This is a genomic window from Borreliella mayonii (genome assembly GCF_001945665.1).
Lineage (GTDB): Bacteria > Spirochaetota > Spirochaetia > Borreliales > Borreliaceae > Borreliella > Borreliella mayonii.
On sequence record NZ_CP015780.1, the window covers coordinates 259,801 to 274,630 of the forward strand.

Genomic DNA, 14,830 nt, shown 5'->3' on the forward strand with positions numbered 1-14,830 from the left:
AGAGGCATGATATGGACTTTGAAAGTCTAAGCATTAGATATAAAGGAATTATATTCACAATATTTATCTTAATTACTATTTTTTTAGGATTTTTTTTTAAAAATCTTAAATTCGATGCAAACATCTTAAAACTTATACCCAAGACCAAAGAAACTGAAAGTTTAATAGACATTGACAAAAGTAATTCACTTTTATCCACAATAGTAATATTTCAAGATAAAAAAAATATTTTCAATAAAAAAAATTTTGAAACAATAAACAGCGTAATCAATGAAATAACTAAAATTTTAAAAGTATCTCCAAATGCCGTTACAAGCATATTTTCTTATTTTCCACAATTTAAAAAAGAAGTCTACACAGATAAAGATATAGAAGAAATAAAAAATAAAATAAAATCAACTCCATTTGTAAAAAACACATTCTTAGGTAACTCAGAAAATTTAATATACTTCATAATAATCCCATCAGAAAGTGATAAAATAAACTTCAGTAGAAATTTAAAAACTGAACTTGATGAGATGGAAAAAACAATCAAAAAATATGAAACAGACGATCTAAAGTTGTATCTTACAGGAGATTTAATAGTAAGAGAAAAAATCTTAAACTACATGGTTGAAGACTTCAAGATCTTAGGACCTCTTGCTACTTTTGTAGTAATAATTTCACTTTATCTTATTATAAAAAATCTAATTGGAGCATTAATTCCTATTTTTATTGCATTATTATCATTGATTTGGACTTTTGGAATTAAAGGACTTATACAATCCCCTATTACAGTGCCAGAAACTTCAATGATTGTTTTACTTATTTCAATCGGATGCGCCAATGCTGTACACATAATAAATGAAATATTTAAATTAATAAAAAAAGAACAACTCTCAAAAGAATCCATAAAAGCAACAATTAAAAAACTTAAAACACCCATCCTGCTAACATCTCTTACAACGGCATTTGGATTTTTATCTCTTACAACCTCTTCAATTAATGCCTACAAAACAATGGGTATTTTCATGTCAATTGGAGTAATTATCTCGATGATAACCTCATTAACCGTTTTACCTGGAATAATAACATTAATCCCATTTGCAAAAAAAAAGTCTTTTGAAAAAGAAAATAAACTAAATAAAATATTTTTCCTTGAAAGACTTGCCAAACTAAATACACAAATAACAAAATCTATATTAAAAAGAAAATATATATCCTCTATAATAGTCCTCATTATACTTGGAATTTCTTTTATAGGTCTTTTAAAGATCGAAATCAATTTTGATGAAAAAGATTACTTTAAAGAAAGCACAAGTGTAAAAAAAACATTAAACTTAATGCAAAAAGAAATGGGGGGAATATCAATTTTCAAAATAGAACTTGAAGGCAGCCCTGGTGAATTTAAAAATGCTAAAGCAATGCAAATCTTAGACTTAATTACAGACAAACTTGATGCATTTTCTGCAAAAACTCAATCTAGCTCTATTAATGGAATTTTAAAATTTACAAATTTTAAAATTAAAAAAGAATCCCCACTAGAGTATAAACTGCCTGAAAACAAAATTATACTAAACAAACTAATAAATTTGGTAGATAGAAGTGATTGGACTAAAGATAATAAAAAAATGTACATTAATGATGATTGGTCATTAATATCTATCATGGTCAGAATTGAAGACAACTCAACCGAAGGAATAAAAAAATTTGAAAAATATGCTATTAAAACAATTAATGAATATATGAAAAATAATAAATACCATTTCTCAGGAGTTTATGATAAGGTATTAATAGCTAAAACAATGGTAAAAGAACAGGTTATGAACATTATAACAACTCTTGGATCAATAACACTACTACTTATGTTTTTCTTTAAATCTATAAAAACCGGAATAATTATTGCAATCCCAGTAGCATGGTCAGTGTTTTTAAACTTTGCTGTAATGAGGTTATTTGGAATAACCTTAAACCCTGCAACAGCAACAATTGCATCTGTAAGTATGGGAGTAGGAGTAGATTATTCAATTCATTTTTTCAATACGTTTATTTTAAAATACCAAAAAAATCAAATCTACAAAACTGCCCTTCTTGAATCAATACCCAGCGTATTTAATGGAATATTTGCAAATTCTATTTCTGTTGGAATAGGATTTTTAACTCTAACATTTTCGTCTTATAAAATAATATCAACTCTTGGAGCAATAATTGCTTTTACAATGCTAACGACATCTCTTGCATCGCTAACCCTTCTTCCATTATTAATTCATTTGTTTAAACCTAGAGTAAAACTAGTCTCAAACAACAATTTAAAAAAATTAAAACAATAATTTAATGACTTCGCGCATATTATCTACAAGATAAAAATTAATACCGCTCCTAATATTAATAGGAATCTCTTCTAAATCCACTCTATTTGCTTTAGGAACAATAATGTGTTCTACGCCACTACGCTTTGCTGCAATTATTTTTTCTCTAAGACCCCCTATCATCATTACATTCCCAGTAAGAGAAAGTTCCCCTGTCATAGCCAAATGGGGCCTAACAACCTTATTAAGAGCAAGAGAGATAAAAGCACTAGCTATTGTAATTCCTGCAGAAGGTCCATCTTTTGGAGTAGCTCCTTCTGGAATATGTAAATGAATAATATTTTTTTCAAAAAAAGATTTACTAATATTTAGATCTCCTTTAATACTATTAACATAAGTATAGGCAATATTAGCAGATTCTTTCATAACATCCCCAAGTCTACCTGTTAATTTAATTCCGCCCACCTTGGATTCCGTCTTTACAGTCTCAATCATTAAAGTTGAACCTCCATAATTTGTCCAAGCAAGGCCCATTACCATCCCCGAATACATAGCATTGGGCATGCTTTCCTTTCTAAAAACAGGCACACCAACATATTCTTCTAGATTGTCATTGGAAATTTGATAAGATTTAACCTCAGCATTCTCAATAAGCTTTCTAGCAACCTTTCTTACAATTTTGTTTAAATATTTTTCAAAATTTCTCACTCCATTATCTCTTGCATACTCTTGAGCAATTTGAACAAGGGCTGAACTTTGAAATTTTAAAGAATCTTTATCAACTCCGTTTTCACTCAAAACTTTGGGAATTAAATACTTTCTTGCAATCTCTATTTTTTCGTTATCAACATATCCAGAAATTTCAATAACCTCCATTCTATTTAACAAAGGTCTTGGTATTGTTTCAACAGAATTAGCAGTTAAGATAAAAAATACATTTGAAATATCAAAAGGAAGGTCAAGATAATGATCTCTAAATCTAACATTCTGTTCAGGATCTAAAACTTCAAGAAGAACTGAAAAAGGATCCCCATAACTTGAAGCAGAAATTTTATCCACCTCATCAATTAAAAAAACAGGAGAATTTGTCTTAGTAATTCTTAAGCCCTGAATAATTTTTCCAGGCAAAGCACCAACATAAGTCCTTCTGTGCCCCTTGATCTCTGACTCATCACGCATTCCACCAACAGAAAATCTAAAAAACTTGGTACGCAAAACCTTTGCAATAGCTGCCCCAATAGAAGTTTTCCCCACACCAGGAGGTCCCACCAAGAGAATAATAGCCCCCTTTTGAGTCTTTCTTAATTTCAGAACAGAAATATATTCAATAATTCTATCCTTAACTTCGTTCATTCCATAATGAGTTTTATCTAAAATTTTTTTAGATTTTTGCAAATCTAATTTATCAAAATTAATTTTCAAATCTCGCCAAGGAAGCTCAGTAATAAGTTCAAGATAATTTCTAACAACAATATATTCAGCTGAGCTTGTCTCAAGAAGTGAAAATTTTTCCAACTCTTTTTCAACTACCTCTAAAGACTCTCCCTTCAGCTCTAAAGCCTTTAGCTTAGTTTTAAGCTTTTCTAAATCACTGTTTTTTTTATCTCCTATGCCAAGTTCAGCTTTAATAGCTTTAAGCTGTTCTTTTAAAAAAAACTCTTTTTGTTGTTTCTCTAATCTCTCTTGAATGCCCTTAGCAATTTTATTTTGAATTTCAATTAAATTAAGCTCTTCATAAATTAGCTCTAAAACTTTCTTAAGCCTATCTTTTACATTTAAAGTTTCAAGAACTATTTGATGATCATTTTTTGAAGATGAAATAGTGCTGGCCACAATATCACATAGCTTTCCCTTATCCTCAATATTAACCATATTTAATTGAACTTCCGGCATTTTTCTATGTGTAAATATCTCTTTGGTTCTAAGCAAGATACTACTGTAAACCGCTTTTGATTGAATATCATCTTTTCTAACCGGAATTTGCTTTAAATAGTCAATCTCAATTATAGGAAACTTGTCATTAAGAACAACTTTAACAAATTTAATCCTATCAAAAGTTGAAACAAATATATTGTAACCACCATCTGGAAGATTAATTTTTTTTATTATCTTTCCAGTAACTCCAACAGAATAAATATCTTTACTATAATCAATAATTAATTTCTGTTGAGCATTATTATTGTTTTTTCCTAAAAATTTATCATTCAAAACAAATAAGGCAATGATTCCATTGCCCTTCATAGCATAATCGACTGCTTTCATATCAGAATCAGAGATTAGAACAATCGGAATAAACATCCCTGGAAAAACTGGATGAGAAGGAACCGCTATTAAAGGCACTCTTGCGGGTTTATTAGAATGAGGCAAAATCCCAGCTACGGCTTTTTCTTTCTTTTTATCTCCTAGCCTAGCTTTTTTAGATTCATCCATAAAATTTGAAATCTCCTAAGCTAATTATAACAAAACAAATATTTTATGGAAATTCATTTAATAATATTTTCTTTTATTATAAAATGATAAAATGAGAATTTTCACAGTTAAAATTATAAATATGAATTTGGATTATGACAAAAATTGCAATCCACTAAAGCTAAACCATTCAACAATAAACACAATAACTACTACTTAAAATTAATTAATCTATGGTGAAGCTAATAAAGAAGAATCCTTGAAAAATCGATTAAAAATGAATTCTAGAGAAGTAAATGAAAATTTGGAAACAAAAAGAAACTAACATACAAGCCCAAAAATTAACTCGCATTGCTAAGCAATATAATATCAATACCTTTGAAGCAACTTTACTTATAAAGCGAGAAATCAAAGAAGAAGATTTTATGTTTTTTCTTGAAGACAGCGTAAATTTATTACACAACCCATTTTTATTAAAAAATATAAATAAATTTATAAAAAGAATTAATAAAGCAATCAAAAATAATGAAAACATATTAATCTTTGGAGATAAAGATGCTGATGGAATTACAGCAACAATAATAATGTATGAAACTCTTAAAGATTTTGGACTTAATGTGAGCTATAAAATACCTTCAAATGGAGAATTTTATGGACTTTCAAACGAATTAATCAACATAGCTTTAGAAAAAAAAATTTCTTTAATAATAACTGTTGATAATGGTATTTCTAGTATTGAAGAAATAAATTATGCAAATTCAAAAGGAATAGAAATAATAATAACAGACCACCATCTTCCAAGCGAAGATTTCAAAACTGAAAGCATAGTTATAAATCCTCATCTAAAAGATGACAAATATCCATTCAAAGAAATAGCAGGATGTTGTGTAAGTTTTAAAACTTGTCTTGCTCTTAGCATATCCTTTACAGACCTTTATTCTAAAAGCCTTGTATTTTTATTTTTAGAAAAAACAAAAAATGAAATTATTCTTCATGCAATAGAAATAAACAACTATATTTTAAAACAATATCTAAGATTAAATAATAAAAATGACCCTTTAATTAACTCAAACAAACTAGAAAAATTCGTACAAAACAAATACATAGTAATCTTTAATAAAGAAGATCAAGACCAATTATTGAATAAACACTTTGCAAGAAGCATAAAGATGAACACAATTGATATTAGTGAAAATTTTATAAAAAAATATCCAAATTTTAGAAAAAAAACATTAAAAGAATTAATCCAATCAATTAAATATTTCAGATATAAAGAAGTTGAGATTAAAGACAAGCTTTACTACATATTTTACAACGTAATTTTTGAAACTAATAAAAATTTGCTCCAAAAATGCTTAAAAAGACTTAGCTTTGTTGCAATAGGAACAATAGCAGACAATATGCCTATTATCAATGAAAACAGAATAATCCTAAAAGCAGGACTTAAAGAAATTGCACTAAGAGAAAGAATGTCTATTAATTATCTATTAAAAGATGCAAACATATTAACAAAACCAAATATAACTTCAATGGATATTGCATATAAAATTGCACCAATATTAAACTCAACAGGAAGGCTTGAAAAAGCAGAAATTGCAATAAATTTTTTATTAACTAACGACATTAATCAAATAGAAAATAAATTTAAAGAAATAAAAGAAATCAACAAACTGAGAAAATACAAAGAAGAAAAAGCTTGGAATTCGCATAATAAAAATACTATTTTTAAAAACGATAAATTCATAGTTTGCTACGATAAAAATACCCCAAAAGGAATAAGCTCTAGAATTGCAACTAGACTTTCTGCTTACTACCAAAAAGTTGCTATTTTTTTAACAAAGCAAGATAATATTATTAAAGGATCAATTAGATCAAACAATAAAATCAATTCAAAAACACTAATATCAATAATACCTTCCCATTTAGTAATAAATTCGGGGGGACATAAAGCTGCTGCTGGATTTACGCTGCATGAAAATTTACTTGAAGACTTTATTAAAGAATTAGAATATGCAACTACAAAAGTTAAATATGATACTACTGATGAAAACAAATCAATATTAATAGATGCCATTCTTCCAAAGAATTTAACAAAAGATTCTCTTTTCAAAACAATAGAAATGTTCGAACCTTATGGATATGAATTTAGAGAACCAATATTAATGATGGAAAATGTTTATCTTCAAGAACTCAAAATAATTGATAAAAATCATAGCTCAAAACATATAAACATGAGAATTAAATCACAAAACGATTACTATAAAGCTATTTTTTTTAACGGAACAAAAAAAATAGAAGAATTGAATATAAAAGAAGATCAATATTTAGACATCATTTTTACAGTTAATGAAGATTTTTATTATCCTAAAGAAAAAATTTTGAAAATCATAGACATAAAAAAGAGTGCTCAAATCAATGTATAGAATACAAAAAATCTTACTTATATTGTGTATTATAGGAATAGAAAATATAAATTCAGAAATAACAAATACTATTCCTAAGGTCCAATATAAAAAAGAAGCATTTCAAGGAGATTACATATATTTTGCAAGTAATCAAAACTTTAAAAGTTTGTCGCTTTTAAGCACAAATAAAAATCCAATCATAAGCTCTTATCCATTTAAATTTACAGTAGGAAGTAAAATTTACTACATAGCATTTATAGGAATTACACCAATGATAAAAGAAGGTAAAAGAAAAATTCAAATAGAATTCGAAAATAAAAACTATATCAAAGAAATAGAAATAAAAAAATTTAACTTCAAAAGAACAAAAATTAGTTTTAATAAAGAAAAAGCCAAGCTTATCACCCAAAAAAAATCAATAAAACAAAAAGAACAGGCCTTGGTTTTGTGGAATATTATTGGCAATACTGGAGACACAACAATATACCACTATGATGCCTTAGTTAAGCCAATAAAAGATCAATACATTGTAACAAGCCAATACGGAGATTTAAGACTTTACATGCAAGGTGACAAAAAAATTTCAAATTATACAATGCACAATGGAATTGATTATGCCCCATTTAAAAGAGAAAATACTCCAATTTTTGCTGCTGGTAAAGGAAAAGTTGTATTTGCACAAAATAGAGAACTAACAGGCAATACTCTTATAATACAACATTTGCCAGGCGTATTTACAATTTATCTTCATCTCTCAAAATTGGGAATAAGTGAAAATAAAATAGTTAGTGCTGGAGAATATATTGGACATACTGGCAATACAGGCCTTTCAACAGGTCCTCATTTGCACTTCGAAGTAAGAATTAATGGTATAGCAATAAATCCAAATTTCCTTTTAAATGGCATGCTTATTGACAAAAATAAAATAATAAATAATATTAAAAGAATAGAATAAAAGGAGGTGATTTTTTGGTAACAGTCACTGTGGATAAAAATGAAAATCTTGAAAAAGCATTGAAACGTTTTAAAAGAATGATTGAAAAAGAAGCAATTATTCGCGAATGGAAAAGAAGAGAATACTATGAAAAACCATCCACAATACGCGTAAAAAAAGAAAAAGCTTTTAAAAGAAAACAAGCAAAAAAAGTAAGAAAATTGAAACAAAAAACTAATAGATAGATCACAAGAGATGTTCAAATGGATATCTCTTTATTTTAAATTAATACCTCTCTTGGTTTTGACCCATTAACAGGCCCTACGTATCCCATATCTTCCATAATTTCAATAATTCGAGCTGCTCTATTGTAACCTATCTTCAACCTTCTTTGCAGATAAGATGCTGATGCTTTTCTTGTGGATTTAACAATTTCAAGAGCCTCGTCAAACATTGGCTCATCAGAAGGTCCAAGAACAACTAAATCTGGCTCTTTCACACTATCAATAAATATTTCATCATCAATATAATTTGGAGAACCAAATTTTTTAACCTCTTCAACAAGCCTATAAACTTCTCTTTCCTTTAAAAATCCGCCCTGAATTCTTTGAGGAAAAGGATTTGAAGAACTAATATAAAGCATATCTCCCTTTCCTAAAAGCTTTTCAGCACCAGAAGATCCAAGAATTATTCTTGAATCCATAGAGCTGGCTACCATGAAAGAAATCCTTGAAGGAAAATTAGCTTTTATTACTCCCGTAATAACGTCAACTGAGGGTCTTTGGGTCGCAAGAACCAAATGAATTCCCACAGCTCTAGCCATTGCCGCAAGTCTAGAAATTAAATTTTCCAAATCTTTTCTTGCAGAAAGAATAAGATCTGCAAATTCGTCAATAATTATTACAAGATATGGCAAGATCATTAAATTCAAATTCTCATCTTTTATTTTTTTATTATAAGAAGAAATATCTCTTACCAATAAATTATCAAGAAGCACATACCTTCTCTCCATTTCATCAAGACACCATCTAAGAGCCTCTAAAGCTCTCTTTACATCTGTAATAACTGGAGTTAATAAATGAGGAATATCATTGAAAAGTTTAAGCTCAACTATTTTGGGATCTATCATAATCAATTTCACTTCATCTGGAGATTTTGAAAAAATAATTGAAGCAATTAAAGAGTTCACACAAACAGATTTTCCTGCCCCAGTTGCACCAGCTATTAATAAATGTGGAGAATTAACAAGATCAAAAACAATATTTTCTCCACTAATCTCTTTTCCAAGAGCAAAAGGAATTCTAAAATCACCTCTGAATTCCTTGCTGTCTATTATCTCTGAAATCAAAATAAACTCACGCCTTTTATTAGGAATTTCAATCCCTACAGCTTCTCTGCCAGGAATTGGAGCAATAATCCTGACCCTAATAGCCGCAAGCCTTAAGGCAATATTATCAGAAATAGAAGTAATCTTAGAAAGCTTAATTCCCTTATCCGGACGAACAGCATACATTGTCACAACAGGCCCTTTAATAATATCAATTAATTTAGCATTAATATTAAACTCTTTTAATGTCTCTTGGAGAATAATTGATTGCTTTTGAATTTCTTTATCATATTCAATATCCTCTACATCATTTTTAATCTCTTTCTGGTCAAAAACTGAAATATCAATAAAATAAAAATCACTTTTTTTACTTGAAGCTACATTTTTATTATAAACATGAGGAATAGCAACCTGACTAATTATACCCTTAGTCCTTATCTCACAGGCTTTAACCTTTCCACTAATAATTAACCTATTATACTCAAGATTGTCCAAATATTTATACTCACAAGATTCATAAATTTTATCTACATTTTCACCTGCATTTAAAGCATTATCATTTAAAATATCCTTATTTAAAGAGCTTGCTTCTCCGGGATCCGAGTCTTCAAAAACAGTTTTGTCTAAATTAATATTGGAAGGTTTTTTATTGTTTCTTAAAAAAGCGCTAAATGACCATAGGGCTTGATATTCCTCATCATTAATAATATTCTTTTTCTCATAAAAAACTTGAGAATCTTTTAAATCCTCTACAGAATCTCCATAAACTTTAATATCTTTTTTTACAGACAATGAATTTGAAAAGGGAAAATAACTTAATATATTTTCAAACAAAATTTTAATCTTAAACTCTAAAAATTTAAAAGAGTCTAAAATAAAATTAACATCTTTGAAAAAGACATAATTCAAGTAAATCCAAACAACAAATTCTAAAATCAAAAGAGTAAAAATAAAAAAATTTCCCAATACTATACCAAAATTAATAAGAAATATCTTAATAAAATAAGACTTTTCAACATTAGAATTAATTTTTATTAAAAATATTAAAGTAAAAAACAATATTACGGTATAATTCCAATTAAATATAAATCGTTTAGTAAAAATATGTTTTTTATAAGCGTACCAATTAACAATTGGATATAATATTAAATAAAATGACAAGAATGAAAAAACATTAAGAAGTATTTGTCCTAGTAGATTGAAAACAAAAAATATAAATACATTGCTCAAAGGAGTCAATGCTACAAAAAGAGAAAAAGAAATAACTGAAAGCATAAAAAAAAACAAAAATTGAAAATACTGATAAAAATCTTTCATATTCTAAAAAAAATAACAAACTATAATTGAAAGTGTAAATAAATATATCGAAAAATAATACAACTTTTTGTTATTAAGCATTTTAAAAAAGAAATTTATTGAGAAAATACCAACAACAAAAGCAACCAATGCTCCTAAGTTTATTTCAAAAAAATTTAAAACCATAAAAATATCATAAAATTCTTTATGTTTTAATAAAATCGCTCCAAAAACTATTGGAATTAAAGATAAAAATGAAATTTCAAATGCACTTTTTCTATTAAATCCCATAACTGACGCAGAAAAGATCGTAACTCCCGAACGAGAGATTCCTGGAAGCGCACCTAAACCTTGCATCAGTCCCATAAAAATTCCTACTAACAAAATATTGCCTTTAAAATCAATTTTTAAAAAATTAAATTCTAACATCAAGATTAAAATCCCTGTTATAATAAAATTAATTAAAACAAAAGACAATGTAAACATTCTCTCGTACTTTGAAATAAAAGTCCCAACAATTCCGGTAACAATAGTTATTATTAATATTAGCAACATTAATTTTAAATTTGTTAAATCGGATTTATTAGATTTTCTTAAAGTAAATCTAATAAAAGTTAAAAAAAGTTCTAAAATCCTTTTACGATAGTAAATAATAATCACCAAAACTGTTGCAAGGTGTAAATAAATATCAAATATTATTGAAAGCTTTAAATTCATAAAATGCCTAAAAAGTAATAAATGACCCGAACTAGATATTGGCAAAAATTCTGTAATGCCCTGAACAATACCCAAAATAATTGCACTTAAAATATTTGTCATTAAATGCTCCAATACTAATTTTTGGGAAATTCGCCCATAATTTTAACTATTACCGAATCTATTCCCTTCTTTTCATACAAGGCATCATAAAATACCGAATAAACTAATATTTTTTTAATATAATTTCTAGTCTGACTAAAAGGAATTGCCTCGATAAAAAGCTCTTTTGATAAATGTCCATAACTTTTTTCCCACTTTCTAACATTACCAATACCCCCATTGTAAGATGCAAGGGCCTTATAAAGACTGCCAGTTGTAGATATTCTTTTTTTCAAATAATATGTCCCAATTATTATATTATCTTTTGGAATCTTTAAATCATAATTAAAATACTTAAGTTCTTTAGAAATATCATTTGCTGTTGATGGCATAATCTGCATAAGGCCAACAGCGCCAGGTTTTGAGACAGCATTTTTCTCAAAGCTACTCTCCGCTTTTATTAAAGAAAATACAACACTGGTTTCAAGTCCACGCCTTTTGGCCCAATATTCCACTAAAGATCCATACAAATAAGGGTAAAGCCTTTTATAATCATTCTCCATTAAAGCAGATTCATCTTGATTTACAAGATAATTAATCACAAGAGTTGCATCATAGTAATTTTCACTCTTTAAAAGTTCGTCGTATACTTTTCGATAAAAATCGAGTGAAAATTTATATCCATTCCTAAAATCCTCAGAAATAAACCCTCTAACATAATTACAAAGATTAAATTTTAAAAACCCTTCCAAAAAAATCTCATAATCAGATTGCTCATATTTAAAATCAGACCCACCTGTAAAAAATTCATCAATATTTTGATCTAATAAGTACCTGCTCATAAACGAAGAATAAGACCATTTATCATAATTAACAGAAGAATGCAAAAGACTCTTATATTCTCCGCTTACATTAGGTTTAATTAATTTATGATATATAAGCCTTGCATTAATAAAAGCAAGTTTAGATAAAATAGAATTAGAAATAACTTTTTGAGCATTAGAATAAAGCTTATAAAGATTGTCATAGTCTTCAAGCTGAATTGATTCTAAAATATAATCTTCTAAAATCTTAATAAAAGTAGAATTTTTTTTATCGCCCTTAGTATAAAACTTGGCTACACTTTCGGCAAAATAATCTCTTGCGCTCTTAGTAAAAATTAAATTACTAAAAGCCGTATTAAGCAAAGCAAGCCTGTTAATCTCATTATTAAGATTTAAACCTTCAAGATATTCTTTTAAAAGAAGAAGCCCTAAATTATTTTTTTCCCTAAGATTTAGAATACCTAAATAATAATTCTTATATTTGCTCCTTATTTTACTAAAAAATGTTAAAGCATTTGAGACTTTACCAGAACTAATAAAAGCCTTATAAGCATCGCTTAATACAATATTGTTGTCATAATAGTCATTTAAACCATTTTTATTTAATATATTTATTGCACTATTAAAATTACCATTTGCCACTTCATACTTAAATCTAACAAGATTTAAAAAATTTGCACCAAAGTACTTAGACTTATTTTCAATAATAAAGTAATCATAAGCTCTTACATGTAAATAATTTGCAGGTAAATTCTCAAAAAGCTTATTAAAATAAATTTTTGACTCACTTACATTAGAAAGATTAAGATAAAGAGCTGCTTTTAACAAAATATTTTCATTTTCCTGATAATCAGGAAATTTCATCTTATCAAGCTTATTTAAAAGACTAAGTGCCTTATCGTTTTTCTTTTGCCAATAAAGACTTTTAAAGTAACCTAGTATAATAAATTTATTATTTTCGTATTTTTTATAAAGCCTCTCTCCAATCAATTCAGATGCAAAATATTCTTTTATTGAGTTAAAATATTCAATAAGCTTAATTCCAGCAAACTGGGATGCAATACTATCCCCATTAGCTATGGCCTTTTTCATATACTCTACAAATTTCTCTTCAAATCCTATTTTTTTAAACAAATAAGCAACATATATATAAGAACTTGGATCTATATTAAAATGCTTATCAAAATTTTTTTTTGAATAATCAAAATTCCATAACCAATTCAAATTATTTAAATCAAACTCTTTTGAATGCGCCCTAATAAAATCACTACCTGAATTTTCTTTTTTTGCAAAGCAAGAAACTAAACTTAAAAATAAAAAAAGAAAATTTTGTAATACACAAGAACTTCTATTAAACATATTGATCTTTTTCAAATCTCTCAATTCTCTTTTTACCATATTCAAAGTAATATGAAACAAAATCTCTAGGCTTTAAAATTTTTGAAAAAACTAAAAACAAAGAAAAAAATATCAAAAGAAAAAGAGAAATAAGACTTAAATACAGCATAGGAGAATGAACCACTCCTTCACTTGAATTTAATTTAAAATTGTTTTTCACCACATCATTCTCAAAATCTTCCCTAAGATCTAATTCAACATCTTCATCTGAAGTATCTATTAAATCTTTGTCAATATCTGCAATAATGTCTTCAACGCTTAAATCACGCAAATCTTCTTCTAAAGAAGATTCTTCTAATTTTTGAAGATCAAAATTATTAAGATTTAAAGACTCTTCATCAATATACTCAATTTTTTTATTTTCTAAATTAAGCTCTTTAGAATCAACATAGCTATCATCATTATCATCGAAACTTTCAAAATCTGAATTATTTGTCTCAATTTTTTGATCTTCTTCGGTTTTTAGATCTAAAGAATTAATAGTAGGCAAACTTATATCAGAAACATCTTTTTTGACAAAATCATCTTTTTTTTCAAAATTTAAATCAAATTCAGAACCCAAATTTTCAACAGATAAATCATTACCAATGCCACTTTTAAAATCATTTAAAAGGTTATCCCTATTAGATCCTTTAAAATTTTGATTATAATCTATAAGACTTAAATCAAACTTCGATTTATCTTGAATCCCATCAGATTCACTATAAACATAAAGTATTTCATCTACAACTTTAAAATAAACATTGACGCTCACACTTTCCTTTTTTAAATTATCCAAGAAAAAAGAACCAACTAAAAAAGGAACCGAAAAATCTTCATATTCACTAAAATAAAAATTCAACTTAATGCTGGTATCACCCGCAACTTTGCCCAATATTATTTTCTTAACAGAATTATCATCTAAATTTAAAACTGAATAATACTCATTGTTAGATAATTTTATCGCCAAAAACCCTTTCAAAAATTATAACCTCTTTGCTTTGTTAATTTTATTAAAACCAAACTTATATAACAATTATAGTTATCATTATTATTATAACTATAATATAATATAAATAATATGATATTCAACTTACAAATTACTTTTATTTCAAGTAAATAACTTTTATTAAAAGTAACTATGATGATGTAAATTAATGGGATATTTTAAA

The 14,830-nt window shown here is 27.1% G+C and carries 9 protein-coding genes; 4 read left to right on the plus strand and 5 right to left on the minus strand.

Annotated features, from left to right (window positions below):
* The first annotated feature begins 11 nt into the window (after positions 1-11).
* On the plus strand, positions 12-2,309 hold the full coding sequence (locus tag Bmayo_RS01255; protein ID WP_075551959.1) for an efflux RND transporter permease subunit: 2,298 nt from the start codon (positions 12-14) through the stop codon (positions 2,307-2,309).
* Here the strand turns inward: Bmayo_RS01255 and lon are convergent.
* Positions 2,298-4,718 carry an endopeptidase La gene (lon, locus tag Bmayo_RS01260; RefSeq protein ID WP_075551960.1) on the minus strand — a complete coding sequence of 807 codons (2,421 nt, stop codon included), beginning with the start codon at positions 4,716-4,718 and terminating at the stop codon, positions 2,298-2,300. The genes Bmayo_RS01255 and lon overlap by 12 nt on opposite strands.
* A gap of 275 nt (positions 4,719-4,993) precedes the next feature.
* Between lon and recJ the strand changes: the two genes are divergently transcribed.
* The 3 genes from recJ to rpsU are packed head-to-tail and all read left to right on the plus strand — an operon-like array spanning position 4,994 to position 8,281.
* Positions 4,994-7,120 carry a single-stranded-DNA-specific exonuclease RecJ gene (recJ, locus tag Bmayo_RS01265; protein WP_075551961.1) on the plus strand — a complete coding sequence of 709 codons (2,127 nt, stop codon included), beginning with the start codon at positions 4,994-4,996 and terminating at the stop codon, positions 7,118-7,120.
* Positions 7,113-8,057: a M23 family metallopeptidase gene (locus Bmayo_RS01270; protein WP_075551962.1), complete on the plus strand. Its 945-nt coding sequence runs from the start codon at positions 7,113-7,115 to the stop codon at positions 8,055-8,057. The genes recJ and Bmayo_RS01270 overlap by 8 nt, the downstream gene beginning before the upstream one ends.
* Positions 8,058-8,071: 14 nt before the next feature.
* Positions 8,072-8,281 (plus strand): 30S ribosomal protein S21, encoded by a 210-nt coding sequence (gene rpsU / locus Bmayo_RS01275; RefSeq protein ID WP_002656880.1) that lies wholly within the window; start codon positions 8,072-8,074, stop codon positions 8,279-8,281.
* A 35-nt stretch (positions 8,282-8,316) separates the two neighbouring features.
* On the opposite strand, the gene Bmayo_RS01280 is transcribed toward rpsU, so the two are convergent.
* Genes Bmayo_RS01280 through Bmayo_RS01295 form a run of 4 tightly spaced genes read right to left on the minus strand, consistent with a single transcriptional unit; the run spans position 8,317 to position 14,640 of the window.
* Entirely contained in the window at positions 8,317-10,680 is a 2,364-nt protein-coding gene (locus Bmayo_RS01280; protein ID WP_075551963.1) for a DNA translocase FtsK, read from the minus strand.
* Positions 10,681-10,683: 3 nt separating this feature from the next.
* On the minus strand, positions 10,684-11,478 hold the full coding sequence (locus tag Bmayo_RS01285; protein WP_075551964.1) for an undecaprenyl-diphosphate phosphatase: 795 nt from the start codon (positions 11,476-11,478) through the stop codon (positions 10,684-10,686).
* A gap of 14 nt (positions 11,479-11,492) precedes the next feature.
* Complete coding sequence (locus Bmayo_RS01290) at positions 11,493-13,640, minus strand: flagellar assembly lytic transglycosylase (protein WP_075552491.1); 2,148 nt, start codon at positions 13,638-13,640, stop codon at positions 11,493-11,495.
* Positions 13,633-14,640 (minus strand): hypothetical protein, encoded by a 1,008-nt coding sequence (locus Bmayo_RS01295; RefSeq protein WP_075551965.1) that lies wholly within the window; start codon positions 14,638-14,640, stop codon positions 13,633-13,635. Before Bmayo_RS01295 ends, Bmayo_RS01290 begins: the two co-directional genes overlap by 8 nt.
* Between the last annotated feature and the right edge of the window lie 190 nt (positions 14,641-14,830).